This is a genomic window from Candidatus Avelusimicrobium caledoniensis (assembly GCF_902756455.1).
In the GTDB taxonomy this organism is placed as follows: Bacteria; Elusimicrobiota; Elusimicrobia; order Elusimicrobiales; family Elusimicrobiaceae; genus Avelusimicrobium; species Avelusimicrobium caledoniense.
The window spans coordinates 1-19,416 of the sequence record NZ_CACVRB010000009.1 but is presented as its reverse complement, the minus strand read 5'-3'; the positions used below and the strand labels follow the sequence as shown (position 1 = coordinate 19,416).

At 44.2% G+C, this 19,416-nt stretch carries 21 protein-coding genes; 13 read left to right on the top strand and 8 right to left on the bottom strand.

The annotated features are described in order from the left end of the window. Positions 1-36: 36 nt before the first annotated feature. The 4 genes from gyrB to dnaA all read right to left on the bottom strand — a co-directional run bounded on the left by gyrB (position 37) and on the right by dnaA (position 5,492). Complete coding sequence (gyrB, locus tag ACQY2W_RS03065; protein WP_428049254.1) at positions 37-2,508, bottom strand: DNA topoisomerase (ATP-hydrolyzing) subunit B; 2,472 nt, start codon at positions 2,506-2,508, stop codon at positions 37-39. A gap of 29 nt (positions 2,509-2,537) precedes the next feature. Next, positions 2,538-2,834 carry a DciA family protein gene (locus ACQY2W_RS03060; protein WP_428049252.1) on the bottom strand — a complete coding sequence of 99 codons (297 nt, stop codon included), beginning with the start codon at positions 2,832-2,834 and terminating at the stop codon, positions 2,538-2,540. Beyond that, positions 2,834-3,943 (bottom strand): DNA polymerase III subunit beta, encoded by a 1,110-nt coding sequence (gene dnaN, locus ACQY2W_RS03055; RefSeq protein WP_428049250.1) that lies wholly within the window; start codon positions 3,941-3,943, stop codon positions 2,834-2,836. The genes ACQY2W_RS03060 and dnaN overlap by 1 nt, the downstream gene beginning before the upstream one ends. Before the next feature lie 169 nt (positions 3,944-4,112). After that, the gene (gene dnaA, locus ACQY2W_RS03050) at positions 4,113-5,492 is read right to left on the bottom strand and encodes a chromosomal replication initiator protein DnaA (RefSeq protein ID WP_428049248.1); all 1,380 of its coding nucleotides are present in this window, start codon (positions 5,490-5,492) and stop codon (positions 4,113-4,115) included. A 309-nt stretch (positions 5,493-5,801) separates the two neighbouring features. On the opposite strand from dnaA, the gene ACQY2W_RS03045 reads away from it, so the two are divergent. The 8 genes from ACQY2W_RS03045 (at position 5,802) to ACQY2W_RS03010 (ending at position 12,151) form a co-directional block, all read left to right on the top strand. Beyond that, positions 5,802-6,188 carry a desulfoferrodoxin gene (locus tag ACQY2W_RS03045; protein WP_428049246.1) on the top strand — a complete coding sequence of 129 codons (387 nt, stop codon included), beginning with the start codon at positions 5,802-5,804 and terminating at the stop codon, positions 6,186-6,188. An 18-nt stretch (positions 6,189-6,206) separates the two neighbouring features. Further along, on the top strand, positions 6,207-7,400 hold the full coding sequence (locus ACQY2W_RS03040) for an FprA family A-type flavoprotein (protein ID WP_428049244.1): 1,194 nt from the start codon (positions 6,207-6,209) through the stop codon (positions 7,398-7,400). A gap of 3 nt (positions 7,401-7,403) precedes the next feature. Then, entirely contained in the window at positions 7,404-7,919 is a 516-nt protein-coding gene (locus tag ACQY2W_RS03035; RefSeq protein ID WP_428049242.1) for a flavin reductase family protein, read from the top strand. 16 nt (positions 7,920-7,935) lie between these two features. Further along, a complete protein-coding gene (gene rd / locus ACQY2W_RS03030) occupies positions 7,936-8,097 on the top strand; it encodes a rubredoxin (RefSeq protein WP_428049240.1) in 162 nt (53 codons plus the stop codon). A 144-nt stretch (positions 8,098-8,241) separates the two neighbouring features. Then, positions 8,242-9,348 carry a glycosyltransferase gene (locus tag ACQY2W_RS03025; protein ID WP_428049239.1) on the top strand — a complete coding sequence of 369 codons (1,107 nt, stop codon included), beginning with the start codon at positions 8,242-8,244 and terminating at the stop codon, positions 9,346-9,348. Positions 9,349-9,364: 16 nt separating this feature from the next. Next, positions 9,365-10,342 (top strand): signal peptidase I, encoded by a 978-nt coding sequence (gene lepB, locus ACQY2W_RS03020; RefSeq protein ID WP_428049237.1) that lies wholly within the window; start codon positions 9,365-9,367, stop codon positions 10,340-10,342. A gap of 74 nt (positions 10,343-10,416) precedes the next feature. Continuing rightward, positions 10,417-11,250: a ParA family protein gene (locus tag ACQY2W_RS03015; RefSeq protein WP_428049235.1), complete on the top strand. Its 834-nt coding sequence runs from the start codon at positions 10,417-10,419 to the stop codon at positions 11,248-11,250. A 1-nt stretch (position 11,251) separates the two neighbouring features. After that, positions 11,252-12,151 carry a ParB/RepB/Spo0J family partition protein gene (locus ACQY2W_RS03010; RefSeq protein WP_428049233.1) on the top strand — a complete coding sequence of 300 codons (900 nt, stop codon included), beginning with the start codon at positions 11,252-11,254 and terminating at the stop codon, positions 12,149-12,151. Between the two features lie 81 nt (positions 12,152-12,232). Here the strand turns inward: ACQY2W_RS03010 and ACQY2W_RS03005 are convergent, their stop codons facing one another. From ACQY2W_RS03005 to ACQY2W_RS02990, 4 genes are all read right to left on the bottom strand, one after another. Next, positions 12,233-12,802, bottom strand: coding sequence for a type IV pilin protein (locus ACQY2W_RS03005; protein ID WP_428049231.1), 570 nt, complete (start codon positions 12,800-12,802; stop codon positions 12,233-12,235). Positions 12,803-13,093: 291 nt separating this feature from the next. Beyond that, positions 13,094-13,723 carry an MgtC/SapB family protein gene (locus tag ACQY2W_RS03000; protein WP_428049229.1) on the bottom strand — a complete coding sequence of 210 codons (630 nt, stop codon included), beginning with the start codon at positions 13,721-13,723 and terminating at the stop codon, positions 13,094-13,096. A 61-nt stretch (positions 13,724-13,784) separates the two neighbouring features. Next, positions 13,785-14,405 carry an outer membrane protein gene (locus ACQY2W_RS02995; protein ID WP_428049227.1) on the bottom strand — a complete coding sequence of 207 codons (621 nt, stop codon included), beginning with the start codon at positions 14,403-14,405 and terminating at the stop codon, positions 13,785-13,787. A gap of 35 nt (positions 14,406-14,440) precedes the next feature. Then, the gene (locus ACQY2W_RS02990; RefSeq protein ID WP_428049225.1) at positions 14,441-15,037 is read right to left on the bottom strand and encodes a KdsC family phosphatase; all 597 of its coding nucleotides are present in this window, start codon (positions 15,035-15,037) and stop codon (positions 14,441-14,443) included. A 52-nt stretch (positions 15,038-15,089) separates the two neighbouring features. Between ACQY2W_RS02990 and ACQY2W_RS02985 the strand changes: the two genes are divergently transcribed. Genes ACQY2W_RS02985 through ACQY2W_RS02965 form a run of 5 tightly spaced genes read left to right on the top strand, consistent with a single transcriptional unit; the run spans position 15,090 to position 19,216 of the window. Then, positions 15,090-15,770 (top strand): CsgG/HfaB family protein, encoded by a 681-nt coding sequence (locus ACQY2W_RS02985; protein ID WP_428049223.1) that lies wholly within the window; start codon positions 15,090-15,092, stop codon positions 15,768-15,770. Further along, a complete protein-coding gene (locus tag ACQY2W_RS02980) occupies positions 15,767-16,018 on the top strand; it encodes a hypothetical protein (protein WP_428049221.1) in 252 nt (83 codons plus the stop codon). Before ACQY2W_RS02985 ends, ACQY2W_RS02980 begins: the two co-directional genes overlap by 4 nt. A 10-nt stretch (positions 16,019-16,028) precedes the next feature. After that, the gene (gene serS / locus ACQY2W_RS02975) at positions 16,029-17,318 is read left to right on the top strand and encodes a serine--tRNA ligase (RefSeq protein ID WP_428049219.1); all 1,290 of its coding nucleotides are present in this window, start codon (positions 16,029-16,031) and stop codon (positions 17,316-17,318) included. After that, positions 17,318-18,514 (top strand): tetratricopeptide repeat protein, encoded by a 1,197-nt coding sequence (locus ACQY2W_RS02970; protein WP_428049217.1) that lies wholly within the window; start codon positions 17,318-17,320, stop codon positions 18,512-18,514. The genes serS and ACQY2W_RS02970 overlap by 1 nt, the downstream gene beginning before the upstream one ends. A 57-nt stretch (positions 18,515-18,571) precedes the next feature. Then, positions 18,572-19,216 carry an outer membrane beta-barrel protein gene (locus ACQY2W_RS02965; protein WP_428049215.1) on the top strand — a complete coding sequence of 215 codons (645 nt, stop codon included), beginning with the start codon at positions 18,572-18,574 and terminating at the stop codon, positions 19,214-19,216. Positions 19,217-19,416: the final 200 nt, after the last annotated feature.

Sequence of the window (19,416 nt, the reverse complement as noted above, 5' to 3'; positions counted from 1 at the left end):
GCTTGCGGCGCGGCGGTTAAACCGCGCCGGCAAGAGTTAAATATCCAAGTTTTTGACCTCTAAGGCGTGGGTTTGGATAAAGTCGCGCCGCGGCTCTACCCGGTCGCCCATAAGCATTGTAAACGCTTGTTCGGTATCGGCGGCGTCGTTTATTTTCACTTGAATCAGTTTGCGACGGGCCGGGTCCATGGTGGTTTCCCACAGTTGTTCGGGGTTCATTTCTCCCAGACCTTTGTAGCGTTGGATGCTTGCACCGGCACTGGCCGCTTCTTTGACGGCATGTAACAGCTCGGCTAAGCTGTACACCAACACATCGGTTTTGCCGTTATTTACTTTAAAAAGCGGGTTTACGCGGTCTTTTTCGCTTTCAATGGCCGGATACTGCGCAAACGTGAAATGATACGTTTGGAGTTTCTTTTCGCACGCCAAAAGCTTGCCAAATTCAAACAAGCTTTGGTGCTCGGGCACTAACGCTTCGTCCGTGAGGGTGGCCACATCTACACCGTCGGCGGCGAGTTCTTCGCGTTTTTCTTGGACATATTGGTTTTCGTAATCGCGGTACTCTTGTTCCGTATAGAAATAACGGAATCCGCCGCTTTGCAACGGAATGCGGTAGAGCGGTACTTTTCCTTCAGCCAAGAACGCCATAAAATCACTGAGTGTAATGTTTTTGACTTCTAACTTGGCTAAAATATCTTCCACATCGCGCAAGATTTTTAAGAGGTCGCGCAAATCGTCGTGCGGTAACTCTTTATTTTTGGTTGTGTCCGTTACAGTAACGGTAGCAAGCCCTTCCTTCATGAGCCATTGTTGCATTTGGTCTTCGGTTTGCAGGTATTGCTCCACTTTGCCTTTTTTTACTTTGTAGAGCGGCGGCTGGGCCAAATAAATGTGTCCCGCATCAATAAGCGGTTTTAGCTGGCGGTAGAAGAACGTAAGCAGTAACGTAGAAATGTGTTGTCCGTCCACGTCGGCATCGGCCATAAGAATAATTTTGCCGTAGCGCAATTTGGAAATATCAAAACCGCCTTCGCCTTCCCCTACGCCCGTTCCGACGGCTGAAATCAAATCGCGCACGGTATCGCTGGAGAGAATTTTAACAAGCGGTGCTTTTTCCACGTTTAAAATTTTACCGCGAAGCGGCAAAATGGCCTGAAATACGCGGTCGCGCCCTTGCTTGGCCGATCCGCCGGCCGAGTCACCCTCTACGAGGAAAAGTTCGCACTTGGCACTGTCGCGTTCTTGGCAATCGGCCAGTTTACCCGGCAAGCTGCCGCCTTCTAACGCACCTTTGCGGCGGGTTAAATCGCGCGCTTTGCGCGCGGCTTCACGCGCCACGGCCGCACCGACGCATTTTTCGCAAATGGCGCGGGCGGTTTTGGGGTTTTCTTCAAAGAAAGTGGATAATGTATCACCCACCACCGAGCGGACAATGCCTTCTACTTCGGAGTTACCGAGTTTGGTTTTGGTCTGTCCTTCAAATTGCGGGTGCGGAATTTTAACCGATAAAACAGCGGTTAAACCTTCTTTAATGTCATCCCCGCCGACGGAAATGTCTTTGTGTTTAGACAGATTATTATTTTTAATATATTCGTTAATAATACGCGTTAGGGAGCTTCTAAACCCGCTCAAGTGCGTACCGCCTTCCACGGTGTGAATGTTATTGACAAAGGAAAAGACGTTTTCGGAATAACTTTCGTTATATTGGATCGCAAACGAAATGTAGTTATCCCCCACCTCTTTGGTTAGGTAAATCGGTTCGGGGTTTAAGACATTTTTGTTAGCGTTTAAGAATTTTACAAATTGCGAAATACCGCCCTCGTAAAAGAACGTAACGGTTTGGTTATCGTCTTTGCGTTCATCGGTATAGATAATTTTTACGCCGGCATTTAAGAACGCAATTTCACGCAAGCGGTTACCGATTGTTTCATTAGAGAAAGATAACTCGCCGAAAATCTCTTTATCGGCGTGGAACGTCACTTTTGTACCGTGTTCTTTTGTATCGCCGATGATTTGGACTTTATCTTCCGGCTTACCGCGGTGATAGCGTTGGAAATGGACGTGTCCGTCGCGGCGGACTTCTACTTCCATCGTTTCGGATAACGCGTTTACGCACGATACACCGACCCCGTGCAACCCGCCGGACACTTTATACGCGCCGCTGTCAAATTTACCGCCGGCGTGTAAAACCGTCATAACTACTTCTAACGCCGATTTGGTACGCAGTTTAGCGTCTTTGGCGTTTTTCATCAAATCTACCGGGATACCGCGTCCGTCGTCTTGAATAGAACAAGTCATATCGTCTTTAATAGTGACGGTAATGGTGGTCGCGCCACCGGCTAAAATTTCGTCTACCGAGTTATCCACTACTTCGTACACCAAATGGTGCAGACCGGGTAAACCCGTTGAACCAATGTACATGGCCGGACGTTTACGTACCGCTTCCAAACCTTCTAAAACAGTAATTTTGGAAGAATCATAATCCTTCTCTTTTTCTTCTTCAGTCATGTAAAACTCCTTATTGAAAAATACAAAATCTAATGAATTTCTATCCGTTTAATCCACGGTTTTTCAAAATGTTTATTGATTTCCCCGATGAGTTGTTGCCGACGGGCAATCAATTCATTTTTAGCAACCGCAATTTTTACTTTTACGTGTAACGTATCGTTTTGAACAGCTTGTAATATCCAAAATTTTGCCTTGTTGCCTACCAACTGCGTCCATACGTGGTCCAAAATCATCAGGCGGTTTAGGCGGCTGTTTAATTTATTAAACCGGGCTCCTAAATTAGCACTGGCGTACCACGTTGGCCGCGGCGGTTGGCCAAATTTCATTACGCTCTCACCGGCATAATAACGTATTTAAATGTATCTTCTCCCACCGGTTCCACCAGTACGGGCTGGGAAGCATTTACAAACGAAAAAGATACTTTGTCCGCGCCGATATTTTTAAGTACGTCAATAATATATTGCGGATTAAACGCCGCTTCAAACGGCTCAGCGGTATATTCTACCGGAATTTCGTCGGTAAATTCCATATTTTGTGAATTAGACGAAACAGTGAGTGTATTATTTTCTAATTTATATTTCACTACACTTCCAAATTCGCCCGAGCACAACGCCGAACGGCGGGTGGAAGCCAGTAAATCTTTGGAAAATACATCAAAAGAAATGTTTTTCTTCGTCGGAATTACTTGGTTGTAATTGGGAAAATTACCCTCAATTAAACGGGAAATAAAAGTGGTTTCATTAAGAATAAAACTCACTTGGTTAGCCGACACATTGACGTTAATTTTACTGTCTTTGCCGGGTTTAACTAGCGTAATAAAGCGGCAAACTTCGTTTAGAATTTTTGTCGGAATAATAATCTTAAATTCTTTAGAGCCCGGTAACGCCGCGTGCGAGGCAATAGCCAAGCGTCCTCCGTCAGTAGCCACAATTTCAAATTTATCTGCGGTATTGTTCCACAATAAACCGTTTAAGATATAACGGGTTTCCTGTGTAGAAGCGGAAAAAGCCGTTTTCTCTACCATGTTTTGCAGTTGCGTCGGGTCTAACTCTACGCTGTTTTCGCGTTCTACTTCGGGGATAGCCGGATATTCCGACTTAGGTGTGCCCATGACCCAAAATTTACTTTTACCGGATTTGATATGAAATTTATTATTTTCGTCCAACGTTAAATTGATTTCTTTATCATCGGATAAATTTTTAATAATATCGGAAAATTCTTTTAGCGGAATAGTAATACTTCCTTTTTCTTCTACTTCGGCAGGCACAAAATGGACAGTAGCCATTTCCATATCGGTACGAACGAGTTTTAATTTACCGTTTTGGGCTTCCATTAAAAAGTTGTGCAAAATAGGAAGCGTGGTGCGGGCAGATACCCCGGCCGAAATAACTTGTATGCCTTCTAATAAGGTGGATTTAGTAATATTTATTTTCATATTTATAATTCCTGTATTATGTTCTGTTTATAGTGTGGATAATGTGATTTATCCTCTGTCTTTTTTTTATAACTCTTGTGTATAACCCAACTTTTTTATACACAATATACACAACTAAAAATTTTATTCTTTTTTTATCCGGTTTAATTTATAAGTTATCCACCGTTTTTTATTTGTTATCCACAGCTTTAATATCTAAAATAATTTGATTAATTTCGGCTGCAAAAAAAGGATCTTTGTTTATCCGTTCTTTAACCGTGTCCCGTGCATGTACGACGGTGCTGTGGTCTCTGTTAAATTCCCGGCCGATTTCCGGCAACGACAAATCAGTTAAATCGTTTGTTAAAAACATGGCAATCTGCCGCGGCCACGCTACCGATTGCGTTTTACGCTTGGAATTAAAATCTTCCATACGGATATTAAAATGTTTTCCCACCATTTTTTTAATGGTATTTACATTAACAGATGTATCTTTACCCGCTACTAAAATATCGGAAAGTAATTCTTTGGCAATAGCAATAGACGGTGTAACACTGTGCATACTGCAATAGGCGACTAATCTGAACAACGAGCCCTCTAATTCGCGTACGTTGGTTTGGATACCTTCGGCAATAAAAGCAAGTACATCATCTCCGATATCAAAATTGATAGAGTCGCGTTTTTGACGTAAAATAGCAATACGGGTTTCTAAATTCGGGCGTTTAATTTCGGTAGTAATTCCCGACAATAAGCGCGAAGAAAGCCGTTCGTTCCATTCCAATTGTTGAGGAGTTCTGTCGGAAGACAGTACAATTTGCTTACCGCTGTCAAATAAAGCATTAAATGTGTTAAAAAATTCTTCTATACAGGCCTCTTTACCGGATACAAATTGGATATCGTCCATTAAGAAACAATCTAACGTGCGGCATTTTTTACGGAAACTGTCATGTACTTTATTTTGTAAAGATTCAATATATTCACTCACAAATTCTTCGCCGGACATATACAACACTTTTGCCGACGGATTATCTTTTAAAATCTGGTTTCCGATAGCGTGCAGTAAATGAGTCTTTCCCAGCCCCGGCGAAGAATAAATAACCAATGGGTTATTTTCGCGCGCGCCTAATTTATGGGCTACGGCTTCAGCCGCTTTATACGCAAAACGGTTAGAAGGTGATTCAATAAAATTTTCAAAGGTGTAAGACGAATTTAACCGGGACACAAACGGATTTACTTTTACCGACGCAGGTTGTTGTTGGGCTGTGTAGGTAGAAATAACATCCTGTGCGGAAGTGACTGTTGGTGTTTGTTCGGTTTCCGGTTCAATTTGATAAGCAATTTCAATCGCCGCGCCGAGATGTTTTAAAAACGCATCTTTAATAATATGCTCGTAGCGTTCACGAATGGTATTTCCCCAAAATTGGTTGGGTAATGAAATAAATAACGTCGTACCGTTAAAATCAATTTTAGCGGGACGCAACCACATATCGTAGGTGTCTTTGCCTATAATTTGTTCCAGGTCTTGAAAAACAGAACCGAGCTGGGGGTACTTCTCTATATTGTCTAACACACGTAATCCTAATAATAAAATGAGCTACTATATCTTACCACTTATTTGGACCATAGGTCAACCGAAAAAAATAGATAATAGCGTTTAAATGATTAAAAGCCGCTTAAATTTTGAAATTTAAAAAAAACAGCGGTTCAGGGTTTAAAAATAGAAAAAAACGGATATACGCTTATTTTAAGTTAAAATTGTATTTCTAATCTTTTTTTGGGCTTGAATAAGTGAGAGAGAGCATTTTATAATAAAATCGTAGCCCGCAAGAACGAAATATTATATACTTTGACTACCGGAAATTTACCATAGGGAGAGTTTATGACAAAATTACACGATATTTATACTTGCACGGTATGCGGTAACCGCGTGGAAGTAGTACACGAGGGAGCGGGAGAACTGGTTTGTTGCGGACAACCGATGAAACGTATGGTTGCCGGTACTTCCGACGGAGCAGCCGAAAAACACGTACCCGTCATTGAAAAAATTGACGGAGGTTATAAAGTAAAAGTAGGGAGCGTGGAACATCCCTCTACCGCGGAGCATCACATTGAATGGATTGAGCTGATTTGTCTTTCCTGCGGAAGTGTACAACGCAAACATTTGCGCCCCGGTGATAAACCGGAAGCTGTTTTTACGACGAAGTCAGCTCACGTAATGGCGCGGGAATATTGTAACTTGCACGGACTTTGGCAAGCGGAAAATTAACGAAAGGTATAATAAAATATGCGGGCTATACAAATTTCACCAAACGTATATTGGGTGGGCGCGATTGATTGGAACTTACGCGATTTCCACGGCTATGCAACCCACCGCGGAACGACGTACAATGCGTATCTGGTTTTAAGCGAAAAACCCACGCTGATTGATACTGTAAAAAAAGAATTTTACGACGAAATGATGGAACGTATCAAAAGCGTTATTGATCCGAAACAAATTCAAATTATCATTTCCAATCATTCGGAATTGGACCACGCGGGTGCCTTGGAACAGACCGTGGCTGTTACGCAACCCGACGAAGTATACGTGTCGCCCATGGGGCAAAAAAATTTGATGGGGCATTTCCACGAAGATTTAAAATTTAAAGTGGTCAAAACCGGCGATAAAATTGATATCGGCGGGGACAGCATTTCCTTCGTGGAAGCGCGTATGTTACATTGGCCGGATAGTATGTTCTCGTATTTAGAAAAGGAAAATATTTTATTTAGCAACGACGTGTTTGGGATGCATTTGGCTACCGACCGTTTGTTTGACGACGAGAACGACGAAAATATCTGGTTGCCCGAAGCCGAAAAGTATTATGCCAATATCGTATTGCCGTATTCCGATATTGTACTTCGCTTTTTAGACCAAGTAAAAAAGATGAATTTATCGCCGAAGATGATTGCGCCCGACCACGGTTTTATTTGGAGAAAAGACCCAACGCGCATCGTGGAATTATACGCTAAATGGGCCGCGCAAAAACCGCAAAATAAAGCTGTTATTGTGTATGATACCATGTGGGGCAGTAGCGAAAAAATGGCCCGCCAAATTGCCGACGGATTACAAGCGGGTGGTACGTCGGTGCGGCTAATTTCTATGCACCATAACGACCGTAGTGAAGTAGCCCTCGCCCTTTTACACAGCGCGGCACTTATCGTCGGTACGCCGGTGTTAAACAGCCAGATTTTCCCCTCCATGGCCGACGTGCTGTGTTACCTCAAAGGACTTAAAAAGAAAAATTTAATAGGAGTAGCGTTTGGATCGTACGGTTGGAACGGGGCACCCATAGACAGTTTGACGAAAACTTTGGAAGAAATGGGCGTGGAAGTTGTTTCCCCCGCCCTCAAAACCTCGTTCGTCCCCGACGAAGAAACCTTGGCTAAATGCCGCGAGTTAGGGAAACTGATCAGCCAAAAGATTAAGGAAAAATTAAACTAGTTTATGACGATAAACGACATTAACCAAGGGTTACAATATATTACCTACGGGTTGTATATAGTAACAGTCGCCGACGAAAACCAAAAAAACGGGATGATTTTAAATACTGTTTTTCAGGTAACGGCTACTCCCCCCTGCGTGGCAATTTCCGTCAATAAAAATAGTTTGACGCACGAAATTTTACTTCGTACGCGTCGCTTTGCCGCTATGCCGCTGGACCAGACGGCCACATTGCCGTTTATCGGTACGTTTGGGTTTAGAACAGGGCGCAATTTTGATAAGTTTGCTAAAGTATCTTTTACGACGGGGAAACTTGGTTGCCCGCTTGTTAAAGAGCATACATTATCGTATATGGAAGCAAGTGTTTTACAGACGTTAGATGTCGGTACGCACACGCTTTTTGTAGGAGAAGTAAAAGATGCCGGCGTATTTAACGCCGCGGGCTTGCCTTTGACGTATGAGTATTACCACCATGTCATCAAAGGAAAAGTACCACCGGGTGCTACGCACCAATTTTAAAAACAAGGAGACAATTATGGTAAAATATGTTTGTGAAATTTGCGGATATGTGTATGACCCGGCTGTGGGAGACCCGGATAACGGAATCCCGGCCGGAACCGCTTGGGAGAACGTAAAAGAAGATTGGGTTTGCCCGGTTTGCGGGGTAGGAAAGGATCAATTTACCGCGCAAAACTAAAATTTGGGGCGGTTTTGAAAAAAATGCTTAAATTTTAAGTATTTTTTTGATATGTACGGGCGTTTAATAAAAACGCCCGTTTTTCCAAATTTATTTTATTTTAAAAAACAAAAGTTTTCACGTGAAATATACTATAATACTATTATGAAGATTTTATATGTTATCACTTCTACCGCAACGGGCGGCGCCGAAAAAGCACTGCTGGCACTTAGTGCCGCTATGAAAGATCAAGGGCATCAGGTGCGTGTCATTTGTTTAAAGCGGCCGGGCGCAGTAGCCGGGCAAATGGAACAAAACGGCATAGAGGTAAAGAGTATATATAGTCATTTGCCAGGCCAAATGGTGCATCGCATAAAAGCCGAAATAGAAAGCTTTAAGCCGGATATTGTGCACGCGATGTTGTTTCGTGCCATAGAATATACGCGCATGGCTTGTGCGGGAAAAGATATAAAACTACTTGTCACACCGCATTTTGATTTATCTAAAAAGCCGTTCTTTTTGCGTATATTTGATTTTTTATTAAAGGGAATAGATACGTTAGCGGTAGCCGAATCTTTTTCTACGGCAACATATTTGGTTAAGCATCAACACTATTTAGAAAATAAGGTATATCTTTTGCCTAACGGCATTGATAAAACTAAATTTTATCCTGACATTTCTCTGCGGGAAAAGATGCGTAAACAATATAGTTTTCACGTGAAAACTCCTGTATTTATATGCGTGGCCCGCTTAGCCGCGGTAAAAGATCCGATGACCTTGTTGCAAGCGTTTCGTAACATATGGTTACGCGATTCGCAAGCACGGCTAATATATGTGGGGGAGGGGGAAGAACGGGCCAAATTGGAAAGATTCATCCGGCAGGCCGGGCTGGAAAAAGCCGTAATACTGGCCGGAGAGCAAAAAGATGTAAATGCTTACCTTAATATGGCAGATGTATTTGTATTGTCTTCGTTAGAAGAAAGTTTGCCGCTAGCTCTGTTGGAGGCAATTTCTGTGGGATTGCCTTGCATTGTCAGCCGCGTGGGGGATATGCCCCAATGGGTAACCCATGGCGAAAATGGATATATTTTTCCGCCGCAAGATATTACGCTTTTGAGTTGTGAACTCAATTTGTTGGCTCAAGATATACAAATGCGTAAGGAAATGAGTGAAAAATCGTTAGAAAAAGCTACCCAAATCACAGATTCCTTTACACAGTATCAACAACTTTATCAACAAGTATTAGCGGGGGAGTTTTCACGTGAAAACTAGCCCGCGGGAGAGATAAATGGAAGCACGATTATTTATTATTGCCTGTATTATGTATGTTTTTGCCGGGATATCACGCCGGCTTATTCAAAGAAACGTATTAAATAGTGCGATGAAATTTGCGCTGTGGCACCTTATCTATTTAATTTTAATTTTATATAGTGCGCTGTATCTTATTTTATTTGTGATGAGCGGCGGGCCGGGGGGAGTGTTTCCGTGGGGGAAATTTATTATCGGTTGCGGACTTATTGATATTTACGGCGCGTATGATTTTATTAAAAACTTGCGCGCCCCTAACCAAGATAAACAACCGCAGATTAAATCAGCCCTAGATTGGTGTAATACAGTATATTTTGCGGGGTTTGTGGCTTCTGTTGTGATGTTCTTTTTCTTACAGGCCTTTAAAATTCCGTCTGCCTCTATGCGCGATACGCTTTTAGAGGGGGATCATTTGTTTGTTAACAAAATGGCCTACGGGTTGCGTGTCCCGTTTACGGATAAACGGTTGTTTTCTAAACCGATACAGCGGGGGGATATTATTGTATTTCAATTTCCGGCCGAAACACGCGAGCAACAAAATTGCGGCGGTAGCCAATACGGGCGCGACTTTGTCAAACGGGTGATCGGTTTACCGGGCGATGTGGTGGAAGTTAAAGATTCCCGCGCCTATGTAAATGGGCAAGAAATGCCTTTGCAACCTTATGAAAAGTTTGACCCGGTTACGCGTGTACATTATGACCCGATAGAAGTACCCCCGCTTATTGCCGAAAATTACCAACAAATCTGGCAAGCGCATGAATTAGAGCAAGCGTTTGGCATGTACTTACGCGATCAATTTGGTCCGGTTACCGTGCCGGAAAATAGTTATTTTGCATTAGGCGATAACCGGGATAATTCGTGTGATTCGCGTTTCTGGGGCCCTGTACCTGAGAAGAACATTAAGGGCAAGGCGTGGCTTATACACTGGCCGCCGAGCCGTATGGGAACGGTCAAGTAGTTTTCACGTGAAAAATAATTGCTTTTTCGCTGTAAATAATGTTTAATACATATATATTTTAATTGGGAGGACGTATGGGAGAAATTGTCGTTATTGCCAATCAAAAAGGCGGTGTCGGAAAAACTACCACCTCTATCAATTTGGCGTATGCGTTGGCGTGCTTAAACCAAGAAGTATTACTGATTGATTTTGACCCGCAAGGTAATGCCGGATCCGGCTTGGGTGTTACGGTAGAGGAGGGGGGAAAATCGGTTTATCATTTCCTTACCAAAACAGCCACTTTTGAACAAGTTGTTCGCCAAACTTCCAACGAGCTTTTAGACGTTATCCCGGCGTGCAAAAATTTAGCCGGGGCCGAAGTGGAACTAGTCAATGTGCGCGGCCGCGAAAATATGTTAAAAGACGTATTGGAGCCACTACGCAATATGTATAAATATATTATTATTGATTGTCCGCCGTCTTTGGGGCTGTTAACGCTTAACGCCATGATGGCCGCAGACAGCGTGATTACGCCTGTGCAGTGCGAATATTACGCCATGGAAGGGTTGGCCCACTTTATCAGCACGGTAGCCAAAATCAAACAATTTCTCCACCCCAAACTCAAAATGGACGGCGGCGTGCTGACGATGTTTGACTCCCGCATGAATTTGTCTAAACAAGTATTTGGCGAGGTCAGCCGTTTCTTTGGCGACCAAGTGTATAAAACGCCTATCCCGCGCAACATCCGCCTGGCCGAAGCGCCCAGTTTCGGGCAATCTATTTTTGATTACGACCCGGCTTGCCGCGGAGCCAATGCGTATATCCAACTGGCGATAGAATTTTTAGCCCGCCGCGGGGCCGACGTGCAAGATTACCAATCTTTTCAAATGACGGGCGAACGCGCCGTCAATTACGATTTCGGAGGCTGATATGGCAAGACAAGCTTTAGGTAAAGGGTTAGATGCTCTAATCAAACAAACGCAGGAAATTTCTTCTATGACCACGCAAGAGGTGGCTGCGGCTGCCCCCGCGGGAACAACCGTTTCCAAAATTGCCGTCAATAAAATCGTACCGAACCGTTTTCAGCCGCGCCGCGTATTTGATGAGGCCAAATTGCAAGAATTATCGCAATCTATCAAAGAACACGGACTAACACAACCGATCGTGGTGGTGTATGATGCGGGGTTGGATAAATATGAAATTGTCGTCGGGGAACGCCGCTTTCGCGCCACGCAACTGGCGGGCCTAACCGAAATTGATGCCATTGTTCACAAACATTTGGGCGACCAAGAAATGTGTGCGCTGGCGCTTATTGAAAACATCCAACGCGAAGATTTAAACCCCATTGAAACCGCACTCGGATATCGCAATTTGATGAACAAATTTTACATCACGCAAACTGATTTGTCGTCGTACTGCGGAAAGTCAAAAGCGGCTATTTCCAATGCGCTTCGCTTGTTAGAATTGGAGCCGGCTATCCAGGATGCCTTGCAAGCAGGTACAATTAGCGAAGGCCACGGCCGTGCGCTTTTAATGGTAACCGATCCGGCTAAACGCGATGCGTTGTTCAAAAAAATGAACAATAGTAAAATGTCGGTCCGCCAAGCCGAAGATGCGGCCCGCGCACTGATGTTCCCGACGAAGAAGCCCGCTAAAAAAGCCAAATCGGCCGATGTGGCAAGCTTTGAAAACGACTTACAAGCCGCATTAGGCACGAAAGTTGAAGTGAAATGCGGCAAGAACATCAAAAAAGGGATGCTTGTGATTCACTATCACTCGCTAGACGAATTGGATAATATCGCCAGCCGTTTAAAACACAAGATGTTGTAATAGTTGTTTTTCATAGTACAACCCTTTTATCTCGTCATCCCGCCGTGTTTTTATGCGGGATATAGATAAAAGGGTTGCTTGTTATTGTGCTGCTTTACACACGCGTTGTCCGAAGTCAGTAATTCCGGTACAAGTTATTTTTCCGGGGGTAGTTCCTTGGTCATATCCAATAGTATATTTGAAATCTTCGTTTTGTCTGCATGCAGTATAGTCATTTTGGTATCCGGGGCAATAATCGGCTCTTAATACATGTCCGCTTTTTATATCTATATTAAAGTACTTGTCACAAACTAAGATGTCTGTGTCGTTGGGTGTAGTACATGCATGTTCTATATCCAAGGCCTGATAAGCTTCTAAAGAATTGTTTTCCAAATATTCCCCATTGGCTAAATAATATCTTTCATGCGCTTGCTTAATAGCAAATAAAAGGGGTTTAATGGCGGCTAGCCGGCTTTTGGCCACGGCCACTTGGTACTTTGGCAACGCTACCGCGGCCAATATGCCGATGATTAGAACGACGACCAACAATTCGATGAGGGTAAAGCCGGAGCGAAGCGGAGCCCCGTAAGGCCGTAATACGGGGCCTACTCCTTTAAAAAATGTTGTTATCCCGCACTTGATACCTACAACTACTTTTATATTTTCTTTCATACACTATTCTCCTTTTGCTGTTTTTGGAGAATAGCAACAGAAACGGCCGCTACCTTTGAGTCCATACGAGTTAACCCAAAATTATAACAGCCGTGGTTTGCCGGTTGCCCGGCAAACGCTCGGCTCTACACAAATAAGGGATCAGCTTACCCGTATAGAGCCTCTAACGACCGCCTTTGGACTCGTATGAGTTTTTGGTTTCCCAAAAACAAATTACAGACTTTTTCTGTAACTCCAAAAACAGATTCAAATTTTAATTTGGCCCCCTTGCGCGGGGGAAATACACCTCAATTATTTATACAAACTATGCACTTGGGGCATAGTCAGTAATTCTTTAGTAATCTTACAAAATTCTTCGCCTGTAAAAGTGGCTACCAAATTAACGTGAAACAAATTGTCTTGTTTGGTAACTTCCTGTTTTAACACTTTCACGTTTTGCTTTTCAATGGCCGCGACGATTTTTTCCACTGCGTCCCAACTTGGTTCACAGACGAGAAAAATGGTATCGTAGTGTTTTAAAAATTCTACCAAATGAATGGTTTGGCGCATACCGAGTTGCAAAATCAAAATCGCACACGCCGTAGCGGTGGCCCAGATATACTGGCCGTATCCGATCGCCATACCAATTGCCGCTACTACCCATACGCTAGCAGCGGTGGTCAAGCCGGAAATTTTATTTCCGTCGCGCAAGATAGATCCCGCGCCGATAAACCCCAACCCTGTTACCACTTGCGCGGCGATACGGCCCGGGTCTCCGCCATAGCGTCCCATTTGCTCGGACAAAATTGTAAAGAGCATGGCGCCCAAACAGATTAAGCAGTTGGTCGCGTAGCCGGCGGGCTTATCGTGGTATTGACGTTCCATACCTAATGCACCGCCTAAAACAAGTGCTAAAAAAATTTTAATAATCATTTCTTCCATATCATTATCCTACAAAAAAAATCCGCCGCGTGAAAGCGGCGGATACGCAAAAAAGCGTTTTTTAGAAACGGCAACCGAGTTTGAGCATTACGTTGTAATGATGATAATGCCCGCGGCCGAAAGCTGTTTTGACATCGTCGTCCGCTTTAATGTAGTAATAACGGGCTTCCACGCCGAAAATCAAGCTGTCGTCCAAGTCAAACTCTAATCCGGCCCCTACCATTCCGGCCAAGTCGGTCCCGTCGTAAGATTCATGTCCGCCGCCGGCTAATTTCCGGCGTACATAGGTGTAACCTAAACCGGCACCGAAAGGTACATACAAGCGGGTCGCTTGCGAGGGGAAAAAGCTGACGCGTCCGGTAACTAAACCCGTGGCAACACCGGTGCGATAGCGATTGCCGGCGGTATCTTTTTCGCCGTCACCCAGTTGGGTATAGTTCCCGTCTAACCCTAAGCCGAAATACGGCAACAAGTTGCGGGTAAAACCTAACCCGGCTGTCCAGCCGGTAGTACCCAAATCGTACCCGTTTTTGTTCCAATTATCTTCGGGCAAAACCACGCCGCCGTACCATTCCACACGGGTGGTGTTTTTGCGCAAGCCATATTCTTGCAAGCCGTAATAATCTTGGGCTAAAGCAGGTATGGCAACAAACAACGCACACAACAGTAATAATTTTTTCATAGCGAATTTTTCTCCTTGCTTACATTTTAAAATTTTTATGGTTTTTTGACAATACAAAGTTCTTTTACCGGGCTTTGGAAAATGCCCTTTCGGTTTTCTTCCACGATTTGTTCCCATTGGCCGCGCACTTTTAAAATTTGTTGTGCAATATCGCGCACAGCCCCGTGTCCGCCGTGCAGGGGGGAAACATACAGGGCTTTTTCTTTTATTTCGGGTACGCTGTTATCTACTGCCAAGGGGAGCCCTACGCGCTCAATAACGCCCAGGTCAATTAAATCGTCGCCGATAAACGCAATTTGCGTGGCGGGCACATTTAATTTTTCTTGCACATAATCTAAGGCACGCGTTTTGACGGATGCATTGTAAAACAAAAAATCCATCCCTAAAATTTTGGCCCAGTACTCCAACGTCGGACTCGTACCGCGCGAGATAATACCCGTTTTAATGCCGCAATAGGCCAAATACATCAGCCCCATACCGTCTAACGATTCAAAATGTTTAATCTCGTGGGTTTGGCCGGAGTTGTCGGTAAAAAAGCTTAGCGTACTATCGGTCATTACACCATCCACATCGGTGAGCAAGACTTTTATTTCGTTGGCTTTTTGGATAAAAAGAGAAGAAAGCGTTGTCATATTTCTATTATACTTTTATTTGCGGTACGTTTAAAAATTATATAATAAGCGTATGAAGAAAATAACGTTTTTTCTGGGAGCTGTTTGTTTATGGCTGATGGGTTGTTTGCCTAAAACGGTTATTAGCCCGACGTACGATTTTAACCGGGTACAACGCATTGGCGTGATGGCGTTTAACAGTCCGTGGCAATCTGTGCAAGGGGTAGAAAATTTATTTGCCAAATATTTACTGGAAAGCGGATTTAAAGTAGTAGAACGTGCCCAGTTGGAAAGCGTTTTGGCCGAGCACCATATTGCGGTATCGGGTTATTTATCGCCGGAAACAACGCGCGAAATCGGCCGAATTTTAGGAGTAGATGTATTGTTGGTGGGCGAGGTAAGTTCATACACGCCGGCCCGTACGGAGCTGGCCCTTACGGCTACCCGCCGTACCGAAACGCGCCCCGTATATACCCAAGACGTCATGCGCCGCCCGGACGGAACGTATGCCGGATATTTGCGTAATGTGGGAACGGAAATTTCCCGCTCGTCCGAAGTTCGTCCCACGGAATATACCATTGACGGACAAGTCGGGTTGATTGCCAAAATGGTAGATGTGGAAACGGCCGAAATCGTATGGATCGGCTCGGCGCAAGATTCTTCCGCACGCACGTTAGATGCCGCGGAAAACATCGCGCGCAAACTGGTAAAAAGTTTTCGTAAAGAAGTAGCCAAACAAGGAAAAGCCAAATGACACGTAATACGCATCCGTTAGCCAAACAAGCGTTTATGTTTGTATCCGAACTGTTTTTTACGTTACTTAAAATGGCCGTTGTCGTTGTTGCTTTGACGGTAGGCGTGTTAGTCGTCGGTCAAAGTTCCGTCGCGCCGATAAGTATGCGTCTGTTAATGTCGTACGGAATGGAATATGCGGCGGTAACTTTCAAACCGTATCGCTCCTTGTTTCCGGAGCCGTATTTAGTCAATATAGAAACCAATTAAAGAGGAAGTTATGCTAGATATTAAACAAATTGTTGAAAATCCCGAAGAATTTAAAAAGCGCTTGTCGCTACGCAAGCCGGAACTTGCCGGCCAAATTGAGGAGGTGCTTGCTAAATATACCGCCTATAAAACGGTGCTGGCTAAAGTAGAAGAATTGCGTGCTAAACGTAATGAAATGTCTAAATCTATCGGAAAAATCAAAAAAGAACAAGGCGACGAGGCGGCCAAAGCCGCCATGGCAGAGGTAGGAAAAATTAAAGAAGAAATGACCGCTAAAGAAAGCGAACTGGAGCCGCTTAAAAAAGAAGTAACCGATTTACTGTTGTCTATCCCCAATATGCCTAACGAAAAAATTCCCGTCGGCGTTTCGGACGCGGACAACCCGGAATATATCCCGTGTTCGTTGCCGTTGCCTACCTTTGATTTTAAGCCGTTGGACCACCAATCCGTCGGTGAAAAATTAGGCATTTTAGATTTTGAAGCCGCCGCTGCTTTGTCCGGCAGCCGCTTTGCTTTGTTTAAAGGCGAAGGGGCAAGATTGGAGCGCGCAATTATTTCGTTTATGCTAGATATGCACGCCAAAAAAGGATACACGGAAATTTTGCCGCCGGTGATTGTAAACGAAGATATTTTAATCGGCACGGGGCAACTGCCTAAATTCCGCGAAGATATGTATGAGCTGACCGGCGAGCCGAAACAATTTTTAATTTCCACGGCGGAAATTCCGCTGACCAACTTAAACCGTATCCGCGTCGTGTCGGAAGAAGAATTGCCGATCAAACTAACGGCTTATTCGCCGTGCTTTCGCAAAGAATCGGGCACGTACGGCAAAGATACGCGCGGTTTAATTCGCAACCACCAGTTTGATAAAGTGGAACTGGTAATGCTCTCCAAACCGGAAAATTCATATGAAATGTTGGAGCAAATGGTGTCCGATGCGCAAGACGTATTAAAAGCGCTTGAAATTCCGTACCACGTGGTAGAATTATGCAGTGGGGATATTGGTTTCTCATCGGCTAAAACGTATGATATTGAAGTTTGGATGCCCAGCGAAAATAAATTCCGCGAGATTTCTTCCTGCTCTAACTGTTTAGATTTCCAAGCCCGCCGCATGGGACTGCGCTACAAAAACGCGCAAGGTAAACAAGCGTATGTGCACACCTTAAACGGCAGCGGTTTGGCCGTGGGCCGTACGTTTGCCGCTATCTTGGAAAACTTCCAACAAGCAGACGGCTCGGTCATTATTCCTAAAGCACTGCGTCCGTATTTTGGCAAAGATAAAATTGAGGCCAAAAAATAATGCGCGTATTGTGCCGGATCTTTTTGGCGGTGTGCCTGCTTGCAAGCAGTTGTTTGCCGCTACGCGCGGAAATTAAACTGCCGCCGGACGTGATGGAACATGCCACGCAAGGCATTAACGGCGTGTATAGTTTGGACTATCCCACCGCCCAGCAACATATCCAAGAAGTTTTTGCCAAATACCCAGATCACCCGTTTGCGCACTTCGGCAATGCGATGATTGCGTGGAGCCGCTACGAGTATGAATTTGAAACAAGCGACGACAAGCAACGCGTAGTGTTTGAAAAAATTTTAGATGATTCTATTGCGGGCATTAAACGGTGGATGAAAAATAACCCGCAAGATCCCAACGCATATATGGGCATTGGTGCGTTGTACGGGTTAAGAGCATTGTTTTCCATGCGAAACCGCAACTGGGTAACGGCGTATTTTTCCGGTCGGCGCGCTATTAGTAATTTGGAGCGTTCGCTCAAATTAGATCCGTCGTATTACGACGCTTTTTTCGGGTTGGGTATCTACCAGTATTTCACGGGCACGCTGCCTAACGTTATTAAAATTTTGGCTAAAATAGTAGCTATCAAAGGCGACCCGGACGAAGGCGTTAAACAGCTTAACATGGCGCGGCAAAAAGCAAAATTCACGTCTGACAGCGCGAAACTTATTTTAATTGAAGTGCAGAACACGCGCGGCAGTAAATACTATAACCCGCAAAAGTCGCTGGAGTTTATCCGCCAGTTGCGTGCCAAATATCCTACCAATCCGCTTATGCATTATGTGGAAGTTATTTGTTTGTACGAAACAAAAAATTATGACGAAGTAACCTCGCAGGCCCAATTCTTTTTAGACCAAATCGGTCAAAGCAAATTTTACAAAGACATTTATATTTCCCGCGCGTATACTGCGTTGGGCACGGTGCAAATGGCGCAAGGGAATTTTGAAAAGGCGCGCGAACTGTTTGAACAAGGTCACAAGGCCGTCAGCGGACAGGAGCCCAGCCGTTGGGGCGTGTGGAACGAACTGCGTCTAGGGCAAGTGTATGATGTGCTCGGCGAGCGCGAAAAAGCTTTACAACAGTATAAATATGTATTATCCTTTAAGGATAAATGGGGCTTTGACGATTTAGCCAAATCGCTTATCAAAACGCCCTACCGGGTAGCGGAAAACGGGGATGTCGGGCCGCTCCCACCGAAAATTTGAAAGTAACAAAGGTGGCAAGCAAAACCCCGCCGCCTATATTAACAAAAGGAGATGTCAATGAAAAAACTAGTAATTGCTGTTGTCGGTTTGTTGTGCTTTGCTCCGGCCGCGTTTGCGGATAACTGGGGCTTTGGCTTGCGCTTAGGTGCCGGTCAAAACGACCCGAAGGATTTAAAGGAAGGATACGATGAGGCCTTTGATTATGGTTATTCCAGCAAAGAATTAGACAAAGGTTATGGTATATTTGGACTAGAAGGATTGTATGAGTTTGATTTAGCTGATGAAACGAACAAAGTTGGCGTTAAATTAGGAGTTGATTTCTATGGGGAAAACGAAGTTGAACTGAAAAATTCTCCCATCATTCCAAATGTAAAAGGCACAGAAAACACATATGCATTTCCTGTGACGGTATATTACAAAAAAGATAACGGTATTGAGAAATGGAGTTGGTTTGCTGGAGCTGGTTTAACATTGCTCAAAACGGAATTAGAGACTAAAATCGATGGTTTCGGAAAAGAAACTGATTCCAAAACAAAAGTGTTTCCGCATATCACTGCAGGAGCGGAATATCGTTTCAGCCAATTGTTTGCTTTAGGGTTAGACCTGAAATATAATATTTCCGCTAAGGCAAAAAAAGGGGACGACACTTTATCCGATCGCTCTGGTTTCAGTGCGGCATTAACCGGCCGTTTCTACTTCTAAGCTAAAAACTGTTTAGAAAAACCCCGCTCGCACGAGCGGGGTTTTTTGTCGCTTATTGTCGGCGCAACATAAAGTGAGGGGTATCTATGTAGGTCAGGCTATGCCTGACGGGGTTTGACGATTTTGTTGTCAGGCTTACACCTGACCTATAATTCTCTTTCGTTGCAGCTCTTATAGGTTGGGTGTTAACCCAACATAAA

Coding starts and splice junctions, on each gene's coding strand:
- gyrB (WP_428049254.1), bottom strand. CDS start 2,508: ATGACTGAAGAAGAAAAAGAGAAGGATTATGATTCTTCCAAAATTACT.
- ACQY2W_RS03060 (WP_428049252.1), bottom strand. CDS start 2,834: ATGAAATTTGGCCAACCGCCGCGGCCAACGTGGTACGCCAGTGCTAAT.
- dnaN (WP_428049250.1), bottom strand. CDS start 3,943: ATGAAAATAAATATTACTAAATCCACCTTATTAGAAGGCATACAAGTT.
- ACQY2W_RS03045 (WP_428049246.1), top strand. CDS start 5,802: ATGACAAAATTACACGATATTTATACTTGCACGGTATGCGGTAACCGC.
- ACQY2W_RS03040 (WP_428049244.1), top strand. CDS start 6,207: ATGCGGGCTATACAAATTTCACCAAACGTATATTGGGTGGGCGCGATT.
- ACQY2W_RS03035 (WP_428049242.1), top strand. CDS start 7,404: ATGACGATAAACGACATTAACCAAGGGTTACAATATATTACCTACGGG.
- rd (WP_428049240.1), top strand. CDS start 7,936: ATGGTAAAATATGTTTGTGAAATTTGCGGATATGTGTATGACCCGGCT.
- ACQY2W_RS03025 (WP_428049239.1), top strand. CDS start 8,242: ATGAAGATTTTATATGTTATCACTTCTACCGCAACGGGCGGCGCCGAA.
- lepB (WP_428049237.1), top strand. CDS start 9,365: ATGGAAGCACGATTATTTATTATTGCCTGTATTATGTATGTTTTTGCC.
- ACQY2W_RS03015 (WP_428049235.1), top strand. CDS start 10,417: ATGGGAGAAATTGTCGTTATTGCCAATCAAAAAGGCGGTGTCGGAAAA.
- ACQY2W_RS03010 (WP_428049233.1), top strand. CDS start 11,252: ATGGCAAGACAAGCTTTAGGTAAAGGGTTAGATGCTCTAATCAAACAA.
- ACQY2W_RS03005 (WP_428049231.1), bottom strand. CDS start 12,802: ATGAAAGAAAATATAAAAGTAGTTGTAGGTATCAAGTGCGGGATAACA.
- ACQY2W_RS03000 (WP_428049229.1), bottom strand. CDS start 13,723: ATGGAAGAAATGATTATTAAAATTTTTTTAGCACTTGTTTTAGGCGGT.
- ACQY2W_RS02995 (WP_428049227.1), bottom strand. CDS start 14,405: ATGAAAAAATTATTACTGTTGTGTGCGTTGTTTGTTGCCATACCTGCT.
- ACQY2W_RS02990 (WP_428049225.1), bottom strand. CDS start 15,037: ATGACAACGCTTTCTTCTCTTTTTATCCAAAAAGCCAACGAAATAAAA.
- ACQY2W_RS02985 (WP_428049223.1), top strand. CDS start 15,090: ATGAAGAAAATAACGTTTTTTCTGGGAGCTGTTTGTTTATGGCTGATG.
- ACQY2W_RS02980 (WP_428049221.1), top strand. CDS start 15,767: ATGACACGTAATACGCATCCGTTAGCCAAACAAGCGTTTATGTTTGTA.
- serS (WP_428049219.1), top strand. CDS start 16,029: ATGCTAGATATTAAACAAATTGTTGAAAATCCCGAAGAATTTAAAAAG.
- ACQY2W_RS02970 (WP_428049217.1), top strand. CDS start 17,318: ATGCGCGTATTGTGCCGGATCTTTTTGGCGGTGTGCCTGCTTGCAAGC.
- ACQY2W_RS02965 (WP_428049215.1), top strand. CDS start 18,572: ATGAAAAAACTAGTAATTGCTGTTGTCGGTTTGTTGTGCTTTGCTCCG.